This window comes from Flavobacterium procerum (genome assembly GCF_042431625.1).
Classification (GTDB): Bacteria; Bacteroidota; Bacteroidia; order Flavobacteriales; family Flavobacteriaceae; genus Flavobacterium; species Flavobacterium procerum.
This window is the reverse complement of the sequence record NZ_JBHLYW010000010.1, coordinates 224,095-250,504: the sequence shown is the minus strand read 5'-3', so window position 1 is coordinate 250,504 and position 26,410 is coordinate 224,095. Positions and strand designations below refer to the sequence as shown.

Annotated in this window: 21 protein-coding genes and 1 riboswitch; of the genes, 18 read left to right on the top strand and 3 right to left on the bottom strand. The window is 34.2% G+C overall.

Going from position 1 to position 26,410, the window contains the following annotated elements:
• The first annotated feature begins 30 nt into the window (after positions 1 to 30).
• Positions 31 to 2,265 carry a hypothetical protein gene (locus tag ACFFLS_RS15430; protein ID WP_379684600.1) on the top strand — a complete coding sequence of 745 codons (2,235 nt, stop codon included), beginning with the start codon at positions 31 to 33 and terminating at the stop codon, positions 2,263 to 2,265.
• 56 nt (positions 2,266 to 2,321) lie between these two features.
• Here ACFFLS_RS15430 and ACFFLS_RS15425 read toward each other — a convergent pair whose 3' ends face one another.
• The gene (locus ACFFLS_RS15425) at positions 2,322 to 4,091 is read right to left on the bottom strand and encodes a DUF4153 domain-containing protein (protein ID WP_379684601.1); all 1,770 of its coding nucleotides are present in this window, start codon (positions 4,089 to 4,091) and stop codon (positions 2,322 to 2,324) included.
• Positions 4,092 to 4,281: 190 nt separating this feature from the next.
• On the opposite strand from ACFFLS_RS15425, the gene ACFFLS_RS15420 reads away from it, so the two are divergent.
• On the top strand, positions 4,282 to 5,748 hold the full coding sequence (locus ACFFLS_RS15420; protein WP_379684602.1) for a M28 family metallopeptidase: 1,467 nt from the start codon (positions 4,282 to 4,284) through the stop codon (positions 5,746 to 5,748).
• A gap of 317 nt (positions 5,749 to 6,065) precedes the next feature.
• Here ACFFLS_RS15420 and metK read toward each other — a convergent pair whose 3' ends face one another.
• Entirely contained in the window at positions 6,066 to 7,316 is a 1,251-nt protein-coding gene (gene metK, locus ACFFLS_RS15415; protein WP_243236019.1) for a methionine adenosyltransferase, read from the bottom strand.
• Positions 7,317 to 7,990: 674 nt separating this feature from the next.
• Between metK and ACFFLS_RS15410 the strand changes: the two genes are divergently transcribed.
• The 11 genes from ACFFLS_RS15410 (at position 7,991) to ACFFLS_RS15360 (ending at position 19,089) form a co-directional block, all read left to right on the top strand.
• A complete protein-coding gene (locus ACFFLS_RS15410; protein ID WP_379684603.1) occupies positions 7,991 to 8,176 on the top strand; it encodes a hypothetical protein in 186 nt (61 codons plus the stop codon).
• Positions 8,177 to 8,240: 64 nt separating this feature from the next.
• Positions 8,241 to 9,545 (top strand): O-acetylhomoserine aminocarboxypropyltransferase/cysteine synthase family protein, encoded by a 1,305-nt coding sequence (locus tag ACFFLS_RS15405; protein ID WP_379684604.1) that lies wholly within the window; start codon positions 8,241 to 8,243, stop codon positions 9,543 to 9,545.
• A gap of 220 nt (positions 9,546 to 9,765) precedes the next feature.
• The gene (locus ACFFLS_RS15400) at positions 9,766 to 10,854 is read left to right on the top strand and encodes a homoserine dehydrogenase family protein (protein WP_379684605.1); all 1,089 of its coding nucleotides are present in this window, start codon (positions 9,766 to 9,768) and stop codon (positions 10,852 to 10,854) included.
• A gap of 626 nt (positions 10,855 to 11,480) precedes the next feature.
• Entirely contained in the window at positions 11,481 to 11,681 is a 201-nt protein-coding gene (locus ACFFLS_RS15395; protein ID WP_379684606.1) for a hypothetical protein, read from the top strand.
• Between the two features lie 189 nt (positions 11,682 to 11,870).
• Positions 11,871 to 11,978: riboswitch (SAM riboswitch) on the top strand.
• Between the two features lie 77 nt (positions 11,979 to 12,055).
• Positions 12,056 to 13,039 carry an alpha/beta fold hydrolase gene (locus ACFFLS_RS15390; RefSeq protein ID WP_379684607.1) on the top strand — a complete coding sequence of 328 codons (984 nt, stop codon included), beginning with the start codon at positions 12,056 to 12,058 and terminating at the stop codon, positions 13,037 to 13,039.
• A 1-nt stretch (position 13,040) separates the two neighbouring features.
• Positions 13,041 to 15,455: a bifunctional aspartate kinase/homoserine dehydrogenase I gene (gene thrA / locus ACFFLS_RS15385; protein WP_379684608.1), complete on the top strand. Its 2,415-nt coding sequence runs from the start codon at positions 13,041 to 13,043 to the stop codon at positions 15,453 to 15,455.
• Positions 15,456 to 15,525: 70 nt separating this feature from the next.
• Positions 15,526 to 16,083: a hypothetical protein gene (locus ACFFLS_RS15380; RefSeq protein WP_379684609.1), complete on the top strand. Its 558-nt coding sequence runs from the start codon at positions 15,526 to 15,528 to the stop codon at positions 16,081 to 16,083.
• Positions 16,084 to 16,099: 16 nt separating this feature from the next.
• Entirely contained in the window at positions 16,100 to 16,525 is a 426-nt protein-coding gene (locus tag ACFFLS_RS15375; RefSeq protein WP_379684610.1) for an OsmC family protein, read from the top strand.
• A 161-nt stretch (positions 16,526 to 16,686) separates the two neighbouring features.
• Positions 16,687 to 17,859 carry a trans-sulfuration enzyme family protein gene (locus ACFFLS_RS15370; RefSeq protein WP_379689511.1) on the top strand — a complete coding sequence of 391 codons (1,173 nt, stop codon included), beginning with the start codon at positions 16,687 to 16,689 and terminating at the stop codon, positions 17,857 to 17,859.
• Positions 17,860 to 18,025: 166 nt separating this feature from the next.
• On the top strand, positions 18,026 to 18,532 hold the full coding sequence (locus ACFFLS_RS15365; protein ID WP_379684611.1) for an RDD family protein: 507 nt from the start codon (positions 18,026 to 18,028) through the stop codon (positions 18,530 to 18,532).
• Positions 18,533 to 18,678: 146 nt separating this feature from the next.
• Positions 18,679 to 19,089 (top strand): RrF2 family transcriptional regulator, encoded by a 411-nt coding sequence (locus ACFFLS_RS15360; RefSeq protein WP_125722103.1) that lies wholly within the window; start codon positions 18,679 to 18,681, stop codon positions 19,087 to 19,089.
• 87 nt (positions 19,090 to 19,176) lie between these two features.
• Here ACFFLS_RS15360 and ACFFLS_RS15355 read toward each other — a convergent pair whose 3' ends face one another.
• Entirely contained in the window at positions 19,177 to 19,959 is a 783-nt protein-coding gene (locus ACFFLS_RS15355; protein WP_379684612.1) for a sulfite exporter TauE/SafE family protein, read from the bottom strand.
• 310 nt (positions 19,960 to 20,269) lie between these two features.
• Between ACFFLS_RS15355 and ACFFLS_RS15350 the strand changes: the two genes are divergently transcribed.
• The 5 genes from ACFFLS_RS15350 to cobA all read left to right on the top strand — a co-directional run bounded on the left by ACFFLS_RS15350 (position 20,270) and on the right by cobA (position 26,397).
• Positions 20,270 to 20,980: a phosphoadenylyl-sulfate reductase gene (locus ACFFLS_RS15350; protein ID WP_379684613.1), complete on the top strand. Its 711-nt coding sequence runs from the start codon at positions 20,270 to 20,272 to the stop codon at positions 20,978 to 20,980.
• A gap of 218 nt (positions 20,981 to 21,198) precedes the next feature.
• Positions 21,199 to 22,098 (top strand): sulfate adenylyltransferase subunit CysD, encoded by a 900-nt coding sequence (gene cysD, locus ACFFLS_RS15345; protein ID WP_035645595.1) that lies wholly within the window; start codon positions 21,199 to 21,201, stop codon positions 22,096 to 22,098.
• Positions 22,099 to 22,218: 120 nt separating this feature from the next.
• Positions 22,219 to 23,463: a sulfate adenylyltransferase subunit 1 gene (locus ACFFLS_RS15340; protein ID WP_379684615.1), complete on the top strand. Its 1,245-nt coding sequence runs from the start codon at positions 22,219 to 22,221 to the stop codon at positions 23,461 to 23,463.
• Positions 23,464 to 23,540: 77 nt separating this feature from the next.
• On the top strand, positions 23,541 to 25,631 hold the full coding sequence (locus ACFFLS_RS15335) for a ferredoxin-like domain-containing protein (RefSeq protein WP_379684617.1): 2,091 nt from the start codon (positions 23,541 to 23,543) through the stop codon (positions 25,629 to 25,631).
• Positions 25,624 to 26,397: a uroporphyrinogen-III C-methyltransferase gene (gene cobA / locus ACFFLS_RS15330; protein WP_379684618.1), complete on the top strand. Its 774-nt coding sequence runs from the start codon at positions 25,624 to 25,626 to the stop codon at positions 26,395 to 26,397. Before ACFFLS_RS15335 ends, cobA begins: the two co-directional genes overlap by 8 nt.
• The last annotated feature ends 13 nt before the right edge of the window (positions 26,398 to 26,410 follow it).

Below are 26,410 nucleotides of genomic sequence, written 5' to 3'. Positions count from 1 at the left end.
CAACCGTTATTAATCACCAAAATATTTATTATGCGCAGTTTTGTATGGAGTTTTTTAATGTTCTTTTCATTTGTATTCATTTCTTTTTCTCAGACTATCGAAAAAGGGACTTACATTACTACTGAGAAAGGACAGCAGGTTAAATTAAACTTATTGGAGAATCATAAATTTGAATTGGTTTTCTTTTCTGGAGAATATGAAATAAAAGGAGATTCGCTTTTGTTCGTTAATAAAGAAACTGATAAAAATGTTTTTGACTTGGATTTTAAAGTTGATAAAAAAGCAAAAAATATTAAAGTTACATTTTTAGACCCTTCTTATTATTCACTTTACATCGGGACACAGAACGGGACACAGCCAGTTTCGTATCAAAAACTTTCAGACATTCAAAGTAAGGTTAATCCGAATTATGAGCAGATTGATTTGACTTTTGAAATTGATCGAGCCGACTTTTTATATTTAGTAAATGAAGGTTATTATGGTGAAAAAACTACACTTTCTAAATTTGAACTTCCAAAAGATGTTTCTGAGATTAAAATTGCTTACAATCCGAATTTAATGGGAAGTTTGAATCTTACAGGAGTTTTTGATAAAACAACAAATCAGCTTAACATATCTGAAAAAGCAGGAAGAAATCCGTTGGTATTTATAAATGAAAAAGATGTAAAGCCAGAAAAAAAATCCAAAGTAATACCGCTTGAGAGTCAGGTTTTAACGAACTGGACTTATCCAGGAAAAGAAACAACTTTATTAAATGAGGATTTTGGGAACAGTCCAATTATAGACAGCGACACTGCCACAACTACCGTTGTAGATTCATACGCGCCAAGCCAAATTGATTTTAAATTAAAGATTGAAAACAATTTAAAAAGCGCTTTGACATCTACCAAAAAAAGTGACAATAAATATTTAGTAATTTATACGGATAGTCAAAATGCTGCTGCAAAAACCGAATTTGACGCTTTTATAAAAAATCAGGAAAAAGAGGTCTCTTATAATATGTATGACAAATACAATGCAATGTTCGATCGTTTTAATTACTACTTAGCTGGAAAAGAGGATAAAAAATGGTTGAAAAGCAATAAGATTGACAGCGAGCCAAGTATTGTAGTTGTAAACAGCAATGGAGATATTTTGGCAAAAGCAAAATCTACACTTTCGAACAGGCAATACGATTTTTATTATTATGGAGAATTCTATCGTAAGCTTCAACGTGTTAATGCTTTAGTTGTACTTAACAACACCTTTAAGAATCAAAAAGCTTCAGATGCAGATTTAATTAAAGCTTTTAGTTTTACTGCTGCTTTAGAGTTATTGTCAGAATATGATTTAGAAAATAGTAATGAAGCAGATTTTGCAATGACTAAAGTTACTTTGGATAAAAAAGAAGTCTCGCAAGCTTGGAAAAAGCTGATAGAGGCGCATCAAAAAGATACTAAGCCAGACATGTATTTGGTAGAAACTATTGTAAAAGAAATCAAAAATCAAGGGTTTACAAAACAACTTTTTAATGAAGATAGGATTTTGAATGACACTGATTTCTTAGCGATAGATTATTTGTTGAAACACGCAGTTGGCATTGAAGAAAAACGTCAAGAGTTTATTTCTAAAGAAGATGAAATTCATTATTTAGGAAATATCTATACAGAGATTTCTTCTGCCTTACAACAAAATTTGTATGTATCTAAAGATGGAGTTTCAGGAGAAATCAACAAGGATAAAGTAGTTTCGATTTATAAAAAGATAGTAAGTTCAGGAAATGGAAATTTTGATTCGTACCGAAATTATTTTGACTTTATGAGCCAAATCGAAGAAAAAGACGGTTCAAATACCGCTTTCTTAAAAGAGTTCAGCGCTTATTTTGACACACAGCTTACTTCAGAAAAAGAAAGTCCGATAGAAAGGCTCGATGCTCTTTTTACAAATTTGGATTCTTCTTCAAGTTATTCTTATGATGGATGGAATTCGTTTAAGGATTACAATTCTAGTTTATGTAATACTGCGGCATGGTCGGTGGTGTTGAAGCCTCAAAATAGTGTTTTCTTAAAAAGCGCAATTAAATGGTCTGAATATAGTTTGGTTGTAACTAAAAACAATCCTTATTATTTAGATACTTTGGCGCAGCTTTATTTTAAGGACGGACAAAAAGAAAAAGCGTTAGAAACGCAGACTCTGGCTGTAAAATTCTTGAATGTAGATGTTGATTTCCAAACGGCTGATGATATTAGAAATACATTGGAAAAAATGAAAAAAGGGACTTACTAAAATCCCTAGTTCATAAAAAAAGACCCGGCAGGATTCAAATTCTGCCGGGTTCTTTTTTACTTTTTAATAGCAATCATTAATTTTATTTGATAATCATCTATAATCTTTTTTCCTTTTTTAACTTCACCATTCACATTTAGATAGGTAATTAAAATTTTGTATTTGGTGTTTTCTACCACTTGAGTTACTTTCTCATCAGTAGAATTGACTGAAAAAGCCCCGTTTTTATTTATAAAATCAATAATCGGCAGCTTAATTAACTCGCCATTGATTTTCAAGGCAATTCCATATTCTTTTCCTTTTGTCGAAATCGAATACGTTTTACCTTCTATTTCGGTACATTTTTCACAGTCAAAATCATTATTGCTCGAAGTTCTAAAAGAGATATCATAACCATGAATGTTTTCGACCTTATCTGAGTCTTCATAATAAGCAAAATAGATTTGATTGTCTTCGGTTGCTTTTGTAGCATAATACGGAACATAAGTATAACCTAAAGCTTCCATTATTAGATCATCACTAGGAGTTTTTTCTTTTTTTAGAAGCGCTTCAAGCTTTGTTTTGGCGTGCGGAATCATGATTTCGACACCATAATTCTCATTGAGAAAGTCTACGATACTGCTTAAATTTTTTTCTTCTTCAAAAGTTAGTTTTTTCGAGGCCGGAAATTTCATATAACTTTCAAATCGAGAAAGTTGACTGTATTTAGAAACAGAATCAGCGCTCTGCGGTCCGGCAATAGACAACAATCCCGCGAGACACATACTGATTGGAATGAATTTTATTTTTGGATTTTTTTGAATTAAAAAATAACCAACAACAACTGTTAGCCATATCGATAATAAGAAAACGTAGTAACGTTCATGCGTAAATCCGTAAAGGTTTATTCTGTATAAAATCGCCCAGAAAAGCAATCCCAACAATGGAATCAGAAGAAAGTAAAACCAACGGTTAAAGCTTCTCATCCATAAATTGCTGTTTTCTCCTGCAATAGGATGAACTAGTAAAAAAGAAAGAATTCCGAAAATGGCAAATACCAGAACAAGATAAGAAACCCAGCCAACAGGAAGCGAAAGGGTTACTAGGATTTTTGTTTCGTAGCAAAGTAAAATAACAAGATAAAGGCTTATTAAAGGCAGTAGCACATACTGAGTAAAGTTTTTAAGTCCTTTAGGATAATTTAAGACCAAAGGTGCATCGTTGTTAGCCGTTTCTGGAACACCGCTTAAAAAGAAAGTAGTGTTAAAAATCCCAGTGATAACCAAAAATACGTGTACGTAGATGTTTTTGTAAAATTCCACATTAAAAAGCTTGTCAACCGCTAAAATTGCAAGTGCCAGACCGCAATACAAAACAATGCTGTATAAAACGGACGTAAGTATTCTAAGAAAAAGTTGTTTGTTGAACTCCCAAAATTCGTCCTGATTATAAGCTTTTGGTAAAAAACCTGCAAACGAGACCAATAAGTGGAAAGCAATATTAAGCACAAAAAACTGTTGTACCTCTACATCTGTAAAGTCCTTATGAAAGCTGAAAATAAAAAGCGTGGTAAGACCGCCAAGTATTAGACTAGTTGCATAGCGCAAAAGAATATTCTTTTTTGCTGCCGAAAAAAATAAACTAACAGATAGAAATAAAACCAAACATAAACAGCAGCTCATTAAGGCTTTTATATAAAATTCTTTGTCAGGATCGCTGTATTTTAATTCGTTGAGAATAATAGCAAAAACAGTTCCTGTAATCGCAGTTACGATTTCTAATGGAAATCTGAATACTGTTTTTTGAGCTGCTTTTAATACATTTTTGATGGAGGGGAATCGACTCATTTATTTATTAGGTTATTTCGGATAAAGGAAATTAAAATTCATTTAAAAAACAAATAGAGATAATTGATTTTTGTTCTTGAAAATTTCTAAGTAAAAACAGTATTTTGATTTAAAATCTATAGTTTTAATAAGGATTAAAGTGAGTTTTTTTGCGAAAATTGCTTAAGTTTGAATACTAAAATTTAAACTTATGAAAAACAAATTGATCCTTGGTTTACTTGTTTCGAGCAGTTTTGCTTTTGCTCAAGCGGTTAAAAAACCATTAGTTACGGCAATAACTGAAAAAGATCTTAGAACAGATATGTACCAAATGGCTGGCGACCACTTTAATGGCCGCGAAGCAGGTACATTAGACGAATTAAAAGTTTCGATGTGGCTGGCCAATAAAGCTAAAGAAGCCGGAATGTCGCCAGCTGGTGATGATGGTACTTTTTTTCAGTTTTTTGATATGTACAGACATCAGGTGACCAATAACACCAAATTTAAAATCGGCCAAAAAGAATTTAAACTTTGGAAAGAAGTTTTGGTTGCAGAAACTACTAATACTTCAGTAAATGCTCCACTAATTTATTTGGGAGCAGCAACTAAGGAGTCTATTGAAAAAACAGATATCAAAGGAAAAGCGGTAGTGCTTTTGGCTTCTAAAGAAGGAATTGCCGATGACATTTCCCTTTTTGACAGACGTTATCCAGGTTTGGTACGAAATAAATATTATGATTTATTAGTTAAAAAAGGCGCTGCAGCCTTGATTATGGTTACAGATGAATTGGCCGAAAAAAGCTGGTCTCAGGTAGAGCCTCAAATGACAAGAGGTATTTACGGAATAGAAGGATTTCGTGATAAATTGACTGAAACTATGCCCGTTTTTTGGTTGCATAACGACCAGCTGGATTTTCTGAAAAACACGAAAGAAAATTTAGTGGCACAGGTTTTTTCAGAAACATATAAATATCCTTCGGTTAATATTGTGGGAACAATTACTGGAACTGATCCAAAATTGAAAAATGAATATGTGCTTTTCAGCGGACACCAAGACCATGACGGAGTACGCCAAAAATACGGTCAGGATTCTATCTATAATGGAGCCGACGACAATGCAAGTACTTGCGTGGCTATGTTGGCCATTGCAAGAGCCTATAAAAAACAGCCAGGAAAAAGAACAGCTTTGTTTGTGTTTCATGGCTCAGAAGAACGTGGTTTATTAGGTTCAAGATGGTATTCTGCACATACAACAGTTCCTGAAAAAGATATTATTGCGGTTTTAAACGGTGATATGATTGGAAGAAATGATGTAAATCAGGCAGCATTATTAGGGTCTAGTTCTCCTCACGAAAATTCATCAGATTTAGTAGCGATTGCAAAAAGAGCCAATGACGAAGGCCCTAAATTTGAATTGGATAAGCTTTGGGACAGACCAGAACATCCGGAGTATTTTTATTTCCGTTCTGATCATCTTCCTTATGCGAGAAGAGGAATTCCGTCTGTTTTTTACACCAGCGTACTTCATAGTCAATATCACACTCCAATGGATGAATCTGAAAACATTGATTACGTAAAACTTCACAAAATGACAGAATGGATGTATCGCACAGGATGGATTTTATCTAACGATCCTGGCCGTCCTAAAACGTTGCCAAATGTAAAATTGGAACGATAGAAAATATTAATTTGATTCTAATTTAAGACGCGGATAAAACGGACTCGCTATCGCGAAAACGCGGATAAAACCGGATTTTTAAATATTTCAATCAAATTTATACTAGATAAAAAGGCTTTCTAAGATTTTTAGAAAGCCTTTTTTTGGATATAAATAATCATAATAATTGTAAAAATAAACTAATAAAAAAATCCGTTTTTATCCGCATCTTTACGAAGTAAATCTGTTTCATCAGCGTTCAATATGTATAGATTTTAAATAGAAAAGGCTGTCTAAAAATAATAGACAGCCTTTTTATATTTTGAATTTAGACTGAATTACAATCCAAATGCAGTTTTTACTTGGTCAACAAAATCAAGTTTTTCCCATGTAAACAATTCAACTGTAACAGTTTTTTCGTTTCCGCCTGGAGCAGAGAAAGTTTTAGTTACTGTTTCTGGTTTACGTCCCATGTGTCCGTAAGCAGCAGTTTCGCTATAAATAGGATTTCTTAATTTTAATCTTTGCTCAATAAAGTAAGGACGCATATCAAAGATAGCTTCTACTTTTTTAGCGATTTCACCGTTAGTTAAGTTTACTTTAGAAGTTCCGTAAGTTTCAATGAAAATTCCCATTGGCTCAGCAACTCCAATAGCGTAAGAAACCTGAACTAAGATTTCGTCAGCAACACCAGCAGCAACTAAGTTCTTAGCGATATGGCGTGTAGCATAAGCAGCACTTCTATCTACTTTACTAGGGTCTTTTCCAGAGAATGCACCACCGCCGTGAGCACCTTTTCCACCGTAAGTATCAACAATGATTTTTCTTCCTGTTAAACCAGTATCTCCGTGAGGTCCTCCGATAACGAATTTTCCTGTTGGGTTAATATGGTAGTTGATTTTATCGTTAAATAAATGAGCGTGCTCTGGGTTTTTAGCGATAATTCTTGGAATCAAGATTTCGATGATGTCTTTTTTGATTTTAGCCAACATTGCAGCTTCTTCATCAAAATCATCGTGTTGCGTCGAGATAACAATCGCATCAATACGAGTTGGTTTGTTATCGTCGCTGTATTCTAAAGTTACCTGAGATTTAGCATCTGGACGTAAATAAGTTATTTCGTTATTTTCACGTCTTAAGATTGCTAATTCTTGTAATAATTTATGAGATAAATCAAGTGCCAATGGCATGAAGTTTTCAGTTTCGTTTGTAGCGTAACCAAACATCATTCCTTGGTCACCAGCACCTTGCTCTTCTGGCTTAGCTCTGTCAACACCTTGATTGATATCTGCAGACTGCTCGTGAATTGCTGAAAGAATTCCACAAGAATTCGCCTCAAACATGTATTCACTTTTAGTATATCCAATTTTACGGATTACCTCACGTGCAATTTGCTGAACATCAAGATAAGTATTCGATTTTACTTCACCTGCCAAAATTACCTGACCAGTTGTAACTAAAGTTTCACAAGCTACTTTTGAATCAGCGTCAAATGCCAAAAAGTTGTCAATTAATGCATCCGAAATTTGATCTGCAACTTTGTCTGGATGCCCTTCACTAACAGATTCTGACGTAAATAAATAAGCCATAATAATGATTAAAATTAAAATTAAGCGAGGAGAAAAATTGCAAAAAAGGCTAAAGGAGAGTTGCTGCTTTAGCATTTTTTAATACCGAAACTAAAACTTTCCAGTACTCATAACGAACCATTTCATTATGAAGAGGTTGCAATCAGTTCAAATTTTTCCTCTGTATTCGCGTGCAAAGGTATAAAACCATTTTGATTTGCAAATTAAAGTTCAACTTTTTTTATTTTTTATAGCAGAAATTTAACATTAGCATAGTATTTTGATGGGGTAATAGAAATTATTTTGATTTTTGTTTGGTGGTTTCAAAAAAAGTTCTCAAATTTGCCAAACAAACGAATAAGAAAAATGAATCTAATTATTAAAAATATGTGCTGTATGATGTCGGATTTATCCGCAGAGCGCGCTATTGTTTAGTAATTAAATCTAAAAATAACAATAAGACCTCTGCCCAACAGCAGAGGTTTTTTTATGTAATCAAAATAATAAATCAAGTATCAAAATGAAAAATTCAGCAGCAAATAAAATGATGATGTGTTGTAAGATGCCAATGTGTATCCCGTCCTGCTGTTGCCGAAAGTGAAAGATAGAATCTTTGTTATAGTTTCAACTATAAGCCCTTTTGGTAAGCCATCCGAAAGGGCTTTTTTTATTTCATTACTTAAAAAATTAAAATCATGAAAACACTAGATATAAATACAATCGCATTTCAATACTTATTAAGAAATAATTCTTTAAATAATAATGCTGAAGAATCAGCAGAAACAGTAAAATACAATCCAGAACAGCGCATTAAAACTCAAAAATCATTACTGTTTCATTTGTATGATCTTGAAGAAGAAGCGGAAGATCTCTCTGCTTAAATCAGATTCGTAAATCAATATCAATATATAAACGTATTAACAATACCTAAAAAACTAAGAAATCATGAGCACACCAAAATTTTCAACAAACGCACTTCACGCAGGACACGATGTTACTAAAAATGCAGGAACTAGAGCAGTACCTATTTATCAGACATCATCGTATGTTTTTAATAATGCCGATCATGCGGCTAATTTGTTCGGACTTGCAGAAGCGGGATTTATTTATACAAGATTAAATAATCCGACAAACGATGTTTTAGAACAGCGCCTCGCAGCACTTGAAGGCGGAATCGGAGCTGTAGTAACGGCTTCTGGAGCGTCGGCCATTTCGACTACTTTATTAACTTTGCTAAAGGCTGGAGATCATATTGTAGCATCGAACAGTTTATATGGAGGAACTTATAATCTTTTAAAAGTTACGCTTCCAAGATTAGGAATTACAACCACTTTTGTAGATCCTTCAAATCCAGAGAATTTTACTAAAGCTGCAAAAGAGAATACGAGAGCCTTCTTTGTGGAGTCTCTTGGGAATCCAAAATTAGATGTTTTGGATCTAAAAGGAATTTCGGCGCAAGCCAAAGCATTCAAAGTGCCATTTATAGTAGATAATACAGTTGCGACGCCTTATTTATTGAACCCAATTAAATACGGTGCCGATATTGTAATTCACTCCTTAACTAAATATATCGCTGGAAACGGAACTTCATTAGGAGGCGTTATCATTGATGCTGGAAATTTTGATTGGGCAAACGGAAAATTCCCTGAATTTACTGAGCCATCGGCAGGTTACCACGGATTGGTATATCATGAAGCTTTAGGAAATACGGCTTTTATTGCAAAAGTACGAATTGAAGGTTTACGTGATTTTGGTGCTGCTTTGAGTCCGTTTAATGCTTTTCAGATTATTCAAGGATTGGAAACACTTCCAATTAGAATCAAGAAGCATAGCGAAAATGCTTTGGCTTTGGCTGAATGGCTAGAGAAACAAGATGAGGTTGTTTGGGTAAATTATCCAGGACTGAAATCAAATAAATATTACGATTTAGCTAAAGAATATCTGCCAGAAGGACAAAGTGGAATTATCACTTTTGGATTAAAAGGAGGTTTTGATGCCGCTAAAAAAGTGGTAGACGAGACGAAATTATTCTCTTTGCTCGCCAATATTGGTGATACTAAATCACTGATTATTCATCCAGCCAGCACCACGCATCAGCAATTGACAGATGAGGAACAAATCGAAACAGGAGTTTCAAAAGATTTGATTCGCCTTTCTGTCGGAATTGAAGATCTCGAAGATTTGATTGCTGATCTTGAAGCTGTATTTGTAAGCGTAACGCAATCGCAGTACAGCATAAATAAAAACTAGGTTTTTTTGTTTTTTGTTTGAAAGATTGCCTTTAGCGAGTGGTTTTGCTAAAGGTAATTTTTTATGAAAGACACCATTATAAATTAAACCATATAAGTAATGTAAGTTCATTTAAATATTTTTTGCGTTACAAAGCCAGACGCACTGCGGTGCGTCTCTACAGTACATTTTTTCAAAAATGAACTTACATTATTTATATGGTTGAAAAAAATTAAAAATTATGTCAAAGCTTAAAATAAATATCATTCTTTTCGGAATTGGAAATATCGGAAGTACTTTGATTAATCAGATTATTGAAAGTCAGGAGTTTTTTCTTCAGAGTAAAAACGTCGACTTTCATTTTCCAATAATAACCAATTCGACGGTTGCTTTTTTTGAAAAAGAAGGAGTGGGATATTCTTGGGAAACCAATTTTCTGCAATTGGCCGTGCCGTTTAAAGTGGAGGATATTATAGAATTTGCCAAAGAAAACGAGTTCGAAAATCTGATTGCCGTCGATGCTACTGCCAGCAATGAGTTGGTTCGCCATTACAATACTTTGATTGAAAACGGATTTAATATTGTGGCAGTCAACAAAAATGCAAATACGCTTCCGATTGATTTGTACAAAGAAATTCGTGAAAATCTTAAAAAACACGACAAAGAGTTTTTGTATGAAACATCGGTAGACACCGGAATTCCGATTTTACAGACTTTAAGGGATTTGTATTACGCTGGCGAGAAAATCACAAAAATCAGAGGCGTTTTTTCAGATAATCTGAGTTATGTTTTTAATAGGTTTTCTGAAGAAGATGTTTCGTTTTCTTCTGTATTGAAAGATGCAAGCTTGCTCGGTTTAATGCGCTCCACTTTTAAGGAAGATTTATCAGGAAACGACACAGCGCGAAAACTTTTGATTCTGGCGAGAGAAATAGGAAAAGATTTTGAACTTTCTGATGTCGAAATTCTTCCTTTTATAACAGAAAATCATTTGGAGAAAAATGGAGTACTGAATAAAGATGCACTCGATAAGTCTTTTAAAATCGCCAAGATTACACAAGCAGAAAATCATGTGCTTCGCTATATAGGAGAATTTGATGCCGAAAAGAATTCTCTTACAGCCAAGCTGGTTTCTGAATCGGTAGATTCTGCAATAGGAAAACTAAACGGAGGTGATACGGTTTTTGAAATTTATACGCAATCATATGCCGATATTCCGATTGTGATTCGAAGTGCGTCTCCATGTAAACAGGCAATTTCGAGAGGAATCATAACAGATATTTTGAAAATTGCCGAAAAAATAAAGAATAAAGAAGCCGTGTGGCTTTAAAAGTGTAAATGTTTTTAAGATTGTTCTTTGACAGAGTGATACTGGATTGCTTATGAAACGCTGGTTTTTGTAGGTTTTTTACTCTTAGTTGCCATTTTTTGAATTTTGTAAGATGTTTTTTAACGATAAAAAGCACTTTTTAACGATTTTTGTAATTAAATTCCTGAATTTCATTTGTATAATAAAAAAAATATTTGCATATTTGTTATACCCAAAAACTACTAGAAATCAAATGAACTTGAAAGTCAACAAAATGTTTTATGCCATTTCGGTTATTACCGAGGTAGGGGTGTCTATTGCTTAAAAGAATTGTAAGAAACAAATTTTATATGCAAAGCCTCCCAAAATAATTTTGAGAGGCTTTTTAAATTATTAGAAATGCAGAATTTTTTAAAAATAACAAAGTATAAATCACAGATGAACAAATCCGTACAGGTGAACAAGATGTTTGCTGTCGCATTTATTTGCGCACCCGTCTGATGATACTAAAAGTATAAATGAGTTTAAAAACTTAAACCCTTTTGGTATCTGAAATTCCAAAAGGGTTTTTTTATTCCCGAAACGGATTTAACAAAAACATAAAATAGAAATAAAGATTATAAAACAACTACTAAAACTTAAATATCATGAGCACATTGAACTACTTAGCAAAAAAGATTTCTAATTTGAAAAACAAAAGGACAAAAAGAAACAATCCGCCGCCTACAGAAGAATTGGCGCACCCAAGATTTGGCATGAATGGAACAGCTGAAAATGCGACCAAAAAAACACCGAATTCTTTATTGTTTTTGATGTATTCAAAAGAAAATGAAACGCTTTTTATTTAAAATAGAAAGTGACATAAATTAGGGTAAAACCTGCTTAATTTTACTGGGCAAATTGTTCGGTAATTTTTTGCATACAACAGTTTCTCGTTGAATTATATTTAAGAAATCGATCAATCAGTTTCGATAAAATTTGCTTGTTTGAGAAATTAGTAGTTAATTTGCACCGTTAAGTTCAAAAACGTATTGAAAATGTTATAAAGAAAGGAGGAGGGATTAGACCCGATGAATCCTTAGCAACCCTTCGTTAATTCGAAGAAGGTGCTGCATTCTACCACGCCCAACGTGGAAAGATAACAACAAGAATTTTTCTAGTTTTACTCTAGACTTTCTTTCTAATATTTCCACATACAAATCAAAAAAAATAGATTTGAAAATTGGAAAATAGACCAAGTCCCATTATAATTCAAGATTTCATCACAGAAAGTGGTGCAGTTTTTCATTCCCTGCCTTTAAATTTTACGCTTGCCGGACAGCCTCTGCACAGCGCACCTATTGTTTTGGTTAATCACGCATTAACTGGAAATGCAGAAGTGACTGGCGAAAATGGCTGGTGGAGCGATTTAATTGGCGAAGGAAAAACGATTGATACTGCTGTTTATACGATTCTGGCTTTTGATGTTCCTGGAAACGGAAACACTTCTTTTATTGTAGAAAATCATCTTGATTTTACGGCTAGAGATGTGGCAAGGATTTTTATTGAAGGATTGAAAATCTTGAATATAGAAAGACTTTTTGCCATTATTGGCGGATCTGTCGGTGGTGGCATTGCTTGGGAAACTTTAGCTTTAGCGCCAAATATCACAGAACATTTAATTCCGATTGCGAGCGACTGGAAATCGACAGACTGGCTTATTGCAAACTGTTTTCTTCAGGAGCAGATTCTTAACAACTCTTCTAAACCTATTGAAGATGCTAGAATTCATGCAATGTTGTGTTACCGTTCTCCTGAATCATTCAAAGAAAAATTTCAGCGCACCATAAATCAGGATCTTTTGATTTTTAATATCGAAAGCTGGTTGGCGCATCATGGAAAAAAACTGCAGCAAAGATATCAGCTTTCGTCTTATAAGCTCATGAATCAGCTTCTTAAAACAATTGATATTACTAGAAATACGCAGAATTTCGAAAATCTATTATCTAAATCCAAAGCTTCAATTCATATTATCGGAATCAATTCAGATTTGTTTTTTACAGCAAAAGAAAACAAAGAAACCTACGTGGAATTGAAGAAGTTTAAAGACAATGTTTTTTACAGCGAAATTGATTCGGTTCACGGACATGACGCTTTTTTAATCGAGTACAAACAATTAGACTATTTACTTGCCGGCATTTTTAAGGCAGAAACCATAAAAAAATAAAATGAAAGTATTAAAATTTGGAGGTAAATCATTATCAAACGGAGAAGGGCTTAACAAAGTTGTCTCAATCATTACAGATAAAGTAAATCAAGGCGAACAGATTGCCGTTGTGGTTTCTGCACGCGGAAATGCTACAGACGAATTGGAGTTCATCTTGAGTATTGCTGCAAAAAACGGTAGTTACAAAGAATTGCTTGAAAACTTTAAAAAATACCAGATTTCAGATTATCCGCAGGTAGATTTGTCGGAAGAGTTCAATGTATTGGATAAGCTTTTTGAAGGTGTAAGTCTTATCGGAGATTACAGCAACAAAATCAAAGATCAGATTTTGTCTAAAGGAGAATTGCTTTCGGCTAAATTATTGACTGCTATTTTGGTTGAAAAAGGAATTCCAGCCAATTTTGTGGATACTAGGCATTTGCTAAAAACCGACTCGAAGTTTGGTGATGCACAGCCTTTGGAACAGCTTTCTAAGAAAAACGTAATTAATTATTTTAAAGAACATAACGGGAAAACCGTAAATATTGTAACAGGTTTCATTGGTTCAAACAACAACAACGACACCACAACTTTAGGGAGAAACGGAAGTAACTACACCGCTTCTCTAATTGCAAATTATTTAAATGCGGAAGAGTTACAGAACTTCACGCATGTTGACGGAATTTACACTGCAAATCCTGATTTGGTTGCAGATGCGAAGAAAATCGAATTTTTATCTTTTAACGAAGCAAACGAATTGGCGAATTTTGGGGCAACAATCCTTCATGCCAAAACGATTATTCCGTTATTAGAAAAAAATATTCCGCTTCGAATTTTAAACACTTTCAACCACGAAAACAGAGGAACTTTAATTACTTCAGATTCAACAAAAGAAGGAATCAAAACGCTTTCTGTTTTAGAAAATGTTTCGCTTGTAAATCTAGAAGGACGCGGATTACTTGGGAAAGCCGGAGTTGATGCCCGTATTTTTAAGGTTATGGGAGACAATAATATTTCGGTAAGTATTATTTCGCAAGGCTCTTCAGAAAGAGGAATCGGTTTGGTTGTGGCTACAGAAAAAGCAACAACGGCAATGGTTGAATTAGAAAAAGAATTCGAAAATGATTTTTATTCTAAAGATGTAAACCAGATTACAGTTACCGATAATGTTTCGGTAATTTCGATTATTGGCCAAGATTTGAGCACTTTCCACAAGCCTTATACTGCTTTGATTAAAAATAAAATTGTCCCGATTTTATTCAACAATACCGTTACAGGAAAAAACGTGAGTTTGGTAGTTAAAAAATCAGAACTAAATAGAGCTTTAAGCGTAATTCACGGAGAAATTTTCGGAGTTTCTAAAAAGATTAATATTGCAGTTTTCGGTCACGGATTAGTTGGTGGTACTTTAATCAATCAGATTTTGGAATCTGAAGCAGCAATCGAAAAACGTAAAGGAGTAAAACTGAATGTCTTTGCGATTGCAAATTCTAAAAAAGTGCTTTTAAATAAAAATGGAGTAACTGCTGACTGGAAAAATGAAATTCAGAAAGAAGGAAGAGAATATACTATTAATGATGTTATCGCCTACGCGAATGAGCATCATTTAGAAAACTTGATTGCGATTGATAATACGGCAAGTGCATCGTTTGTAGAAAATTATATTTCGCTTATAGAAAGCAGCTTCGATTTGATTTCTTCTAATAAAGTAGCCAATACATTGAGCTATGGTTTTTACAAAGAAATCAGAAAAGCTTTGGAAGAAAACCAAAAGAATTATTTGTACGAAACCAACGTTGGTGCTGGATTGCCGTTAATCGACACAATTAAACTATTGCATCTTTCAGGAGAAAACATCACTAAAATCAAAGGAGTTTTCTCTGGAACATTGAGTTATTTGTTTAATAATTTCTCTGCAAAAGACGCGCCTTTCAGCGAAATCTTGCAAGAAGCTATTGACAACGGATATACAGAACCAGACCCGCGTGAAGATTTATGCGGAAATGATGTTGGAAGAAAATTATTGATTTTGGCTAGAGAATTAGATTTGCAAAATGAGTTTGAAGAAATCTCAATTCAGAATTTAATTCCGGAACACTTGCGTGAAGGAAATGTTGCAGATTTCTTATCGAAACTAAAAGAATTTGATCCAATTTATGAGAAAATAAAAGCAGAACAAAAGCCAAACCATGTTTTAAGATATATTGGTGAATTGTCTGGAGATTTGCAGAACGACAAAGGAAATTTGGAAGTAAAATTAGTTTCGGTTCCATCAGATACAGCTTTAGGAGGCTTAAAAGGTTCTGATTCGTTCTTCGAAATTTACACAGAATCGTACGGAGATAGACCAATCGTTATTCAAGGAGCTGGTGCTGGTTCTGCGGTAACGGCAAGAGGAGTTTTTGGAGATATTTTGAGATTGTCCGATAAAGAGTAAAAACGATTTGTTGATAAATAGGAAGAAAGAAAAATCTTAACTTTACATTTTTAATAATTAAATATAAAGTATGAAAAAGATCTTCATTTTGTTATTGTTTTCAAATATTTTGACTGCTCAAATTTCTAATGTTGTTAGAAATAAAGACAGTTATACACAGGAAGTTTTTCCTTATAAAGGAATTCGAGCAATTCAAATAGATGAAGTCAGTTCGGTTGGGAATGAGGACAATGTGTTTATCTTTTCAAAAATCGAAAAGAATGCTATTCCTGACAAAATGTATTTTCAAAGATTTACAAAAGTCAATGGCAAATGGATTGTAAAATCTATTATGGAAGTAAATCATAACGGAATCATTTCTGCTTGGGGTAGCAGAAAAGCATTTTGGGATTGCAATAAAGACAAAAGCATTGACGGTCTTTTTATTTACGGACTTTATGACAAAGATTTTAAGCAACAATCTGTTCATTTGATTTTTTCGCAAAAAGATCAATTTTATACTATAGAAGCAAGTGTTTCAGACGATTTTAAAACGGATAAGTTCTCTGATAATTTTAAAACATTAGATGGAGAATCGAAAAAACAGGTTTTAGAATATTGGAATAAATTAGACAAAAAAGACAAATAACTTAGGAATAAATACCATGAAAGTAACTTTAAACAGAGTAAACGACGCATTTCATTTCAAAGTAAAAAATGAGCGCGGCCATATAGTTGACGTTGACAGCAGAGCCGAATTTGGCGGAAGCGATTTAGGTGCAAGTCCAATGGAATTGGTGTTAATGGGTGTTGCAGGATGCAGTGCTATTGATATGATTTCAATCTTAAAGAAACAGCGTCAGGAAATCACTTCTTTTAACGCTGAGGTTGAAGGAACACGAGTTCAGATTGAAGAAGCAAAACCTTTTAAAGAAATCGATGTGATTTTCTATTTAGAAGGAGAAATCAATCCGGAAAAAGCAAAAAAAGCAGCGCAACTTTCTTTTGAGAAATACTGTTCAGTTGCCAAAACAGTTGAGCCAACAGCAACCATTAGCTACAAAGTTGTCCTGAATAACGAAGCTTTGTAAAATTAGAAAATGAGTTAATTAGAGAACTGTTCAATTAGGAAATTAGATAATTAGAAAATGAACAATTCTTTACTGTTTGAGTTTTGATTTTAACACATAGTAGCAACTTGAAACGTTAAACCTGAAACTTGAAACAAAAAAAACAAAAACAAAACAACACAATGAATACAGAAGAATTTGGTTTTGAAACACAAGCCATCAGAACACAATTAGAAAGATCACAATATTTAGAGCACTCCGTTCCATTATACTTATCATCAAGCTTTGTTTTTGAGGATGCAGAGGACATGAGAGCTTCTTTTACAGAAGAAAAAGAAAGAAATATTTACAGCCGTTTCAGCAATCCGAACACTACAGAATTTGTAGATAAGATTTGTAAAATGGAAGGTGCCGAGTCTGGTTATGCTTTTGCTACCGGAATGGCCGCGGTGTATTCTACTTTCGCAGCATTATTAAATTCTGGAGATCATATTGTTTCTGCGAGCAGTGTTTTTGGTTCGACTCACGCTTTGTTTATGACCTATTTTCCAAAATGGAATATCGAAACTTCGTATTTCGAAATCAATAAACCGGAAACAATCGAGAGTTTCATTAAGCCAAACACTAAAATATTATACGCTGAATCTCCGACAAATCCTGGTGTAGATGTAATCGATTTAGAATTGTTAGGGAATATTGCTAAAAAACACAACTTGATTTTGATAATCGACAACTGCTTTGCAACACCCTATTTACAACAGCCAATTAAATTTGGAGCACATTTAGTGATTCATTCTGCTACTAAATTAATAGACGGACAAGGGCGTGTTTTAGGCGGAGTAACAGTTGGAGATGCAGAATTAATCAGACAGATTTATTTGTTTTCTAGAAATACGGGGCCAGCGTTAGCGCCATTTAATGCTTGGGTTCTTTCAAAAAGCTTAGAAACATTGGCAGTTCGTGTAGACAGACATTGCGAAAATGCTTTAAAAGTAGCTGAGTTTTTAGAAAGCCATCCTAATGTAAACAGCGTAAAATATCCGTTCTTGAAATCGCATCCGCAATATGAAATCGCTAAAAAGCAAATGAAAGCAGGTGGAAATATTATCGCATTCGAAATTAAAGGCGGTATCGAGGCAGGAAGAAAATTCCTGAATGCAATCAAGCTTTGTTCGCTTTCTGCAAATATTGGAGATACGAGAACGATAGTTACGCATCCGGCATCTACAACACACAGCAAATTGTCTGAAGAAGATCAATTGGCAGTAGGAATCACACAAGGTTTGGTCCGTGTTTCAGTAGGTTTAGAAACTGTAGAAGATGTTATTGCTGATTTGAAGCAAGCACTTAGTTAGTTTTAGATTTTCAATCACTTAGTGTAGGAAACGATTTTTAACTGTAGATTTATTACTGTTAAAAATCGTTTTTTTTGTTTTGTTGTTCGTATATATAAAAAGTATATTTTTGTCAAAAAAAGAACCAAAATAAATTATTTTTAACCTTTAAAATTATAAATAAAACATGAATAAATCTACTTATATTCTGGATCAGAAACTGCTGGTGTCAGGAGCAGTTCGATTTCTAAACTACCTATTAGATAATATTTTTATCCTTATACTGGTGTTCATTTTTGGCTTTGTTATGGCAATCGTAGCGAGTCTTTTTGATATGAATGGATTATTAATTTGGCTTGATACGATTGGCGATTTAGAAGGCAGGGTAATTTTTATATTACTTGCAGTTGTTTATTACACGGTTACAGAAGGTCTTATGGGACAGTCTTTTGGTAAGCTTATTACAGGTACAATTGTCGTTGATGAAAATGGAGAAAGGCCATCTTTTGGAACAATTTTTAAAAGAAGTCTTTGCAGGATAATTCCTTTTGATGCGCTTACTTTTTTATCAAGCTCAAGCAGAGGTTGGCATGATTCGATTTCAGGAACTTATGTAGTTAACAAAAAAGCTTTGGCGGAAGAAGTTAAAATATTTAAAGAATTTAATTTAATTGGACAAAATGAAGTAATTTGATAGGATTAGTAGAATTTAACTTTTAATTCTGTCATTTCTCATTTAAAAAGTCTATTTTTGTTCTCTAATAATTTGTGTTAGTTTGATTAAGGAATAATCCGAAATCTATCCCGATAGTTGAGGGAACGGCAATCTAAAATGTAAAAATGCTTTCAAAGAAAACGAAATACGGAATAAAAGCTTTAACCTATCTGGCCAGACGAGAAAATAATGAACCTGTACAAATTGCTGAAATCGCTAAAAGTGAACATATTTCAATCAAATTTCTGGAAAGTATTTTGCTGTTGCTTCGAAATTCCGGTTTTCTTGGAGCCAAAAAGGGAAAAGGAGGCGGTTATTATCTAATTAAAGACCCGAAAGATATCAGTATGGCAAAAGTCTACAGAATTCTTGAAGGACCGATCGCATTATTGCCATGTGCAAGTCATAATTTCTACGAAAGATGCGATGATTGCGATGATGAAACAACTTGCGCGGCAAGACGCTTAATGACCGAAGTTCGCGATAATACACTTAAGATATTAGAAAGCAATTCTTTAGCAGATATCGCTTTTTAAAAAAAATAAACCACATAAGTAATATAAGTTCATTTTTCAAGCTTTGCGCAAAGTCTAAAATGAACTTATATGGTTTAAAAAAATGTCTTAAAATATCAATTTATATCCTACCATAAAAAGCATTATGGCAATTGCATTTCTAAGAAATTGATCTGGAACTTTACCACTCAATAAGCTCCCGATGAAGATTCCTGGAAGTGATCCTAATAATAATTGTCCCAATAAAATTAAATCCAGATTTCCCATAGAAGCGTGTCCAACTCCCGCAACAAGTGTTAACGGAACGGCGTGCGCAATTTCGGTTCCAACCAAACGAGGTGTCGGTAAAAGCGGATAAAGGAAAAATAAAGTTACGGTTCCAAGTGCTCCAGCTCCGATAGAGGTCAATGTTACGGTAGCTCCTAACAAAACACCAATTCCGATAGTCAGCATATTTTGAGTGGTGCTTTCGCTATGAAACTTGTCACCAGCGTGTTTCTGAGAAAAATTTAAAAGTTTCTTTTTAAAGATAATTGCGACAGACGTAAACAATAAAGCCCATCCTAAACTAACTTTTATTACACGATTTATAGTTTCAATATCTGTTTTGATGCTGTTTAAAATCCATAAAGTTATAAGGGCTGCCGGAACGCTTCCTAAAGTTAGCCAGCCTGTAATTTTCCAATTGATATTTCCTTTTTTGTTGTGTACAAATATGCCTCCAGCTTTTGTAAATGCTGCATAAAGCAAATCGGTCCCAACAGCTTTTGTTGGAGGAATACCAAACCATAATAAAATAGGAGTCATAAGCGAACCGCCGCCTACACCAGTTAAACCAACAATAAATCCGACAACTAAACCTGCGATTACTAGTCCTATTTGAAAATCCATATGATAAAATTTTTGCCAAAAATAGGAAGTAATTTATAATAATCCTATCGATTTGGTAGACTATTTGTTAAATATTTTGAATAAGCTCTTTAAGGTAATGTTTATCAGTAGATTACTTATTAATATGTTTTTTGATATTAAGCTATTTTTAATGCTAAAATGTAAGTTTTGTATTAATTGTTTGGGTTTCAGTAGTTTTTTAGACTAAAAAAATCCATAAATCGCTTTGTAATTTATAAATAAGTATTATTTTTGCATAGTAATCTACTAAGCCGATAGGATAATAGGTTTTTAGAGTAAAAATATTAAAATGAGTTTAGCAACAGTACAGACCTTATTAGAAAAAACAAAAGACTTCTCTTTGGAAGAAACTTTGCATTTTTTAGCTGAGGAATATCCAAATCAGGTTACTTTTTCAACTTCATTTGGACAAGAAGATCAGGTAATTACTGATTTTATTTTCAAAAATGATATTGTAGTCAAAGTTTTCACTTTAGATACCGGAAGATTGTTTCAGGAAACGTATGATGTCTTTCATAGAACTTTAAAAAAGTATAAAAAGCAGATTGAAGTTTATTTTCCAGAAGCGGCATCAGTAGAAAAACTATTGCAGGAAAAAGGACCAAACAGCTTTTACGATTCGGTTGAAAACAGAAAAGAATGCTGTTTTATTAGAAAAGTGGTTCCACTGAGAAAAGCTTTGGCAGGAAACTCAGTTTGGATTACAGGTTTAAGAGCAGAACAATCGGAAAACAGACAAGATTTAAATTTGTTTGAATACGACGGAAACTTCGAAATCATCAAATTCAATCCGTTGCTAAAATGGACTTTAGAAGAAGTTGAAAATCATTTGAAGGAGTTTAATGTTCCTCAAAATGCACTTCACAAAGAAGGTTTTGTAAGCATTGGATGCGCACCATGTACAAGAGCCATTTTCCCCGGAGAAGACATCAGAGCCGGAAGATGGTGGTGGGAATCAAGCCATAAAGAATGCGGGCTTCACAGTGCTAAAAAAGAATAAAGAGAATAGAATAAAGAATATAGATTTAAAGTTCCGGAGGAACGATTCATATTGTAACGCCGGATTTTAATCCGGGGGAGATGTGGATAAAAACAATAGATTTTTATCCGTTAAAGAGAGAATAACGAGAATAGAATAAAGAGTGGAGATTTTTAGATCAGGGAACTTGAAACCTGAAACCTAAAACTTGAAACTAAAAAATATCAAACAAAAAAACAATGAGTTCAGTATTAAAAACAAACGCTTTAGAGAGTGAAGCGATATACATTTTCAGAGAAGTAATTTCACAGTTTGACAAACCGGTTTTACTTTTCTCAGGAGGAAAAGATTCTATCACATTAGTGCGTTTGGCGCAAAAAGCATTTTTCCCTGCTAAGATTCCGTTTCCTCTTTTGCACGTTGATACGGGACATAATTTCCCTGAAACAATTGCTTTCAGAGATAAATTGGTAGAAGAATTAGGTTTAGAGTTGATCGTTCGTAATGTTCAGGATGCTATTGATGAAGGAAAAGTGGTAGAAGAAACAGGAAAATATTCTAGTAGAAACAGCTTGCAGACAACAACACTTTTGGATGCAATTGAAGAATTCAAGTTTGATGCTTGTATTGGTGGTGCGCGTCGTGATGAAGAAAAAGCAAGAGCGAAAGAACGTATTTTCTCTGTTCGTGATGATTTCGGACAATGGGACGAAAAAAATCAAAGACCTGAATTGTTTGATATTTTGAATGGAAAAATTGAAAATGGGCAAAACGTTCGTGTTTTTCCAATTTCAAACTGGACAGAATTAGATGTTTGGAGTTATATCGAAAAAGAACACATCGAAATTCCATCAATCTATTTTTCACATAAAAGAAAAGTTTTTTTGAGAGACGGTTTAATCTGGTCACATTCTCCTTTTGTGTACCAAGAAGAAGACGAACAAATCGAAGAAAGAATTGTTCGCTTCAGAACCGTTGGAGATATGAGTTGTACCGCAGCAGTTGAATCTTACGCAGCAACAATTGAAGAAGTTGTAGGCGAAATCAGAGAATCAACGATTTCTGAAAGAGGAGCCAGAATCGATGATAAACGTTCTGAAGCGGCGATGGAAAAAAGAAAACAACAGGGATACTTCTAATTCAATTAAAAATCGAGAATTAAAAATTAAAAGTTAGAATCAAGAGAACAAAAACATACAGATTTAAAAGTTTCGAGAGAACATGAAACCTGAAACTTTAAACCTGAAACAATATATAAGATGGACGTTTTAAAAATAGCAACAGCAGGAAGTGTAGATGACGGAAAAAGTACTTTGATCGGGAGATTATTGTACGATACAAAATCATTGACGACTGACAAAATAGAAGCAATCGAAAAAAGCAGTAAACAAAAAGGATACGATTATCTTGATTTTTCTTTGGCAACTGACGGATTAGTAGCAGAAAGAGAACAAGGAATTACGATTGATGTTGCGCATATTTATTTTTCGACTGCGAAGAAAAGTTACATTATTGCCGATACTCCGGGTCACGTAGAATATACAAGAAACATGGTTACAGGAGCTTCGACTTCTCAGGTTTCTATCATTTTAATTGATGCCAGAAAAGGAGTTATTGAGCAGACTTACCGTCACTTTTTCATCAATAATTTATTGAGAGTAAAAGAGGTAATTGTTGCCATTAACAAAATGGATTTGGTTGATTATTCTGAGGAAGTTTTCAATAAAATCAAAGCCGATTTCCAGGCATTAAATGCAAAAAGTACTTTCAAAGAGCAAAACGTAAGTTACATTCCGTTAAGTGCAATCAACGGTGGAAACGTTGTGGACAAATCGGAGAATATGCCTTGGTATGACGGACAAACTGTATTAGAACATTTAGAAGGATTACATGCTTCTGATGTTTTTGAAGCAGGAAAAGCACGTTTCCCAGTTCAAACCGTTATTCGTCCAAAAACAGAAGAATACCACGATTTTAGAGGTTACGCTGGAAAATTATACGGAAACTCAATCAAAGTTGGAGATGCCGTAACGGTTCTTCCTTCTTTAACCGAATCAAAAGTATCTAAAATTCACTTTTTCGATAAATCATTTGACGAAGCTGTTGCAGGTTCCTCAATTACAATCGAATTAGAAAATGATATCAATGTAACAAGAGGTGATATGATTGTAAAATCAGATGAGCTTCCAAAAATTGAAAAAGATATTACCACAACAGTTTGCTGGATGGACAGCAAAAAACTGGTTCCAGGAACAAAATATTTGGTACAACACAATACAAACAGAGTTTTAGCAAAAGTAGAAAGCATTAAAAATACAATTGCTACAGATTACTCTGGAACGACAGAAGCTTCACAATTGGCAATCAACGAAATTGGAGAAGTAACGATCAAATTAAGCAAACCGTTATACTTTGATTCATACAACGAAAACAAATCAAACGGAGCTTTCATCTTAATTGATACAGCAACAAACACAACAGCAGGAGTAGGTTTCATTAGATAGTTTGTAATTTTTAGTTGATAGTTCTACTGTCAACAACCAACTATAAACAATCAACAACTAACTACAAACTAAGAGAAATGGAAAGTTTTAGAACAGAAATAGAAAATCCGGTAGTTCAGAAGGAGATTATCGAATTAGAAAAAAAGATTCATTTATTCCGTGGAGGAAAAATTGATGATGAGCGTTTTCGTAGTCTTCGTTTAGCGCGTGGAATCTACGGTCAGCGTCAGGAAGGCGTTCAGATGATTCGTATCAAATTGCCTTACGGTAAAGTGACCAGCGAGCAATTGGTGCGTATTACTCAGGTTTCTGATGAATATTCTACAGGGCGTTTGCACATTACAACGCGTCAGGATATCCAGATTCACTATGTGAGTTTAGACAGAACACCAGAACTTTGGGCAGATTTGGCTAAAGATGATATTACACTTCGTGAAGCTTGTGGAAATACAGTTAGAAATATTACAGGAAGCGAATTAGCTGGAGTTGACGTAAACGAGCCATTTGATGTTTCGCCTTATGCACACGGACTTTTTCAATATTTGTTAAGAAACCCTATTTGTCAGGAAATGGGGCGTAAATTCAAAATTTCGTTCTCTTCTTCAGACGAAGATACGGCTTTGAGTTACTTGCACGATTTAGGATTTATTCCGAAAATTAAAGACGGACAAAAAGGTTTCAAAATCATGTTCGGAGGAGGTTTAGGATCTCAGCCAGCACATGCAGAATTGCTTTCAGAATTCGTTCCTGTAAACGAAATCATTCCAACAGCAGAAGGAATCATTCGTATTTTCGACAGATACGGAGAGCGAGCAAAAAGAATGAAAGCGCGTATGAAATTCTTAATCAAAGAAATGGGAAGAGATGTTTTCCTTGATTTGGTTGAACAAGAGAAAAAAGCCATTGCTTTTGAGACATACGAAATTGATACAACTGCTTTTGATGGTCCAATTCCAGAACCATTATTAGAAGTTCCGCAAGTTACAATCGAAGATACAAAAGCGTATGAAGCTTGGAAAAATTCGAATGTAATCAAGCAGAAACAAGACGGTTATTACGCTATCGGAATCAAAGTTTTATTAGGAGATTTTTATACGGATAAAGCGAGATTATTAGCCGATTTAATTAAGAATTACGGAGCAAATGAATTACGTTTTTCATTGCGTCAAAATATTGTAATACGTCACATAAAAGAAGAGAATTTACCTTTCTTTTATCAAGAATTAGCGAAGTTGGATTTTGTTCAGCTAGGATATAATTCAGTTGGAGATATTACGGCATGTCCGGGTACTGATACTTGTAATTTGGGGATTGCAAGTAGTACCGGTATTGCAGAAGAATTAGAAAGAGTTTTAACGGCAGAATACCCTCAGTATTTAAACAACCGCGAAATCGAAATTAAAATTTCAGGTTGTATGAATGCCTGCGGACAACATAATATGTCTGCAATTGGATTCCAAGGAATGTCTATCAACTCAGGAAAACTGGTAGCTCCGGCTCTGCAGGTTTTACTTGGCGGAGGAAGATTAGGAAATGGCGCTGGACGTTTTGCTGATAAAGTAATCAAAGTGCCTAGTCGTAGAGGTCCAGATGCATTGCGTACCATTTTAAATGATTTTGATGCTAACGGAAGCGGACAAAAATTCCTTGATTATTATGATACAAAAGGAGAAAAATATTTCTACGAAATCTTAAAACCTTTTGCAGATGTAACCAATTTAACAGAAGCCGATTTTGTGGATTGGGGTAACGCAGACAATTACGTAAAAGCAGTTGGAGTTGGCGAATGTGCCGGAGTAGTGATCGATTTAGTTGCGACTTTATTGTTTGAAGCTAAAGAGAAATTGATCTTGGCTCAGGAATCTTTCGACGAGAAAAAATGGTCAGATGCAATCTATCATGCTTATGCTGGATTTGTAAATGGAGCAAAAGCATTGTTATTGTCAGAAAACCAAAAAACAAATCACCACGCAGGAATTGTAGACTTGTTTGATACTGTTTTCATCGAAACTAGTAAAATTGAATTGAACTCAACTTTTAAAGACTTGGTTTACCAAATCAATAAAAATGAACCATCTGAAGCTTTCGCTAAAGATTACATTGCTCAGGCAGTAGTTTTCTTTGACAAAATCGAAACTTTCAGAGCACAGGAATTAGCAAATGCATAATATAAAACCCAAAATAACTTTAGTTGGTGCAGGTCCGGGCGATCCCGATTTACTGACGCTGAAAGCTGTAAAAGCATTGGCTGAAGCAAATGTGGTTTTGTACGACGCTTTGGCCAATGAAGAAATTCTGGATTACGCACCCAAAAATGCCATCCGAATTTTTGTTGGAAAAAGAATCGGAAATCATGCTTACACGCAGGATCAAATCAATCAATTGATTGTAGATAATGCTTTGACATACGGAAATGTAGTTCGATTAAAAGGCGGAGATCCGTTTATTTTTGGAAGAGGAAGCGAAGAAGTGGAATTTGCAGAAAGTTTCGGAATAGAAACCATAGTAGTTCCCGGAATTTCATCTGTAGTTGCAGTTCCTGCAAGTCAGGGAATTTCAATCACAAAAAGAGGAGTTTCAGAAAGCTTTTGGGCAATTACGGGAACAACTTCTGATAGGAAATTATCTTCAGATATTGCCTTATCAGCGAAATCATCAGCAACCGTTGTGATTTTGATGGGAATGCACAAATTGCCTCAAATAATCGATTTGTTTCAAAAAGAAGACAAAGGAAATTTGCCTGTTGCGATTATTCAAAACGGAACAACCACAGAAGAAAAAGTAGGAGTTGGAACAGTAAATTCGATTTTAGAAGTTGTAAAACAAAAAGAATTAGGCTCACCAGCGATTATTGTTCTTGGAGAAGTTGTAAGAGAAAGCAATAAACTGAAAGGATTCTACGAAGAATTTCTATCAAAAGAAGAAATTCGATAGAATTATGTTCCGT

Bases quoted from the DNA above. Each gene is read 5' to 3' on its own strand.
- cobA (WP_379684618.1), top strand. From the start codon at position 25,624: ATGCATAATATAAAACCCAAAATAACTTTAGTTGGTGCAGGTCCGGGC.
- ACFFLS_RS15375 (WP_379684610.1), top strand. From the start codon at position 16,100: ATGAAAGTAACTTTAAACAGAGTAAACGACGCATTTCATTTCAAAGTA.
- thrA (WP_379684608.1), top strand. From the start codon at position 13,041: ATGAAAGTATTAAAATTTGGAGGTAAATCATTATCAAACGGAGAAGGG.
- ACFFLS_RS15395 (WP_379684606.1), top strand. From the start codon at position 11,481: ATGAGCACATTGAACTACTTAGCAAAAAAGATTTCTAATTTGAAAAAC.
- ACFFLS_RS15425 (WP_379684601.1), bottom strand. From the start codon at position 4,091: ATGAGTCGATTCCCCTCCATCAAAAATGTATTAAAAGCAGCTCAAAAA.
- ACFFLS_RS15405 (WP_379684604.1), top strand. From the start codon at position 8,241: ATGAGCACACCAAAATTTTCAACAAACGCACTTCACGCAGGACACGAT.
- ACFFLS_RS15400 (WP_379684605.1), top strand. From the start codon at position 9,766: ATGTCAAAGCTTAAAATAAATATCATTCTTTTCGGAATTGGAAATATC.
- metK (WP_243236019.1), bottom strand. From the start codon at position 7,316: ATGGCTTATTTATTTACGTCAGAATCTGTTAGTGAAGGGCATCCAGAC.
- ACFFLS_RS15410 (WP_379684603.1), top strand. From the start codon at position 7,991: ATGAAAACACTAGATATAAATACAATCGCATTTCAATACTTATTAAGA.
- ACFFLS_RS15380 (WP_379684609.1), top strand. From the start codon at position 15,526: ATGAAAAAGATCTTCATTTTGTTATTGTTTTCAAATATTTTGACTGCT.
- ACFFLS_RS15365 (WP_379684611.1), top strand. From the start codon at position 18,026: ATGAATAAATCTACTTATATTCTGGATCAGAAACTGCTGGTGTCAGGA.
- ACFFLS_RS15370 (WP_379689511.1), top strand. From the start codon at position 16,687: ATGAATACAGAAGAATTTGGTTTTGAAACACAAGCCATCAGAACACAA.
- ACFFLS_RS15335 (WP_379684617.1), top strand. From the start codon at position 23,541: ATGGAAAGTTTTAGAACAGAAATAGAAAATCCGGTAGTTCAGAAGGAG.
- ACFFLS_RS15430 (WP_379684600.1), top strand. From the start codon at position 31: ATGCGCAGTTTTGTATGGAGTTTTTTAATGTTCTTTTCATTTGTATTC.
- ACFFLS_RS15355 (WP_379684612.1), bottom strand. From the start codon at position 19,959: ATGGATTTTCAAATAGGACTAGTAATCGCAGGTTTAGTTGTCGGATTT.
- ACFFLS_RS15360 (WP_125722103.1), top strand. From the start codon at position 18,679: ATGCTTTCAAAGAAAACGAAATACGGAATAAAAGCTTTAACCTATCTG.
- cysD (WP_035645595.1), top strand. From the start codon at position 21,199: ATGAGTTCAGTATTAAAAACAAACGCTTTAGAGAGTGAAGCGATATAC.
- ACFFLS_RS15350 (WP_379684613.1), top strand. From the start codon at position 20,270: ATGAGTTTAGCAACAGTACAGACCTTATTAGAAAAAACAAAAGACTTC.
- ACFFLS_RS15420 (WP_379684602.1), top strand. From the start codon at position 4,282: ATGAAAAACAAATTGATCCTTGGTTTACTTGTTTCGAGCAGTTTTGCT.
- ACFFLS_RS15340 (WP_379684615.1), top strand. From the start codon at position 22,219: ATGGACGTTTTAAAAATAGCAACAGCAGGAAGTGTAGATGACGGAAAA.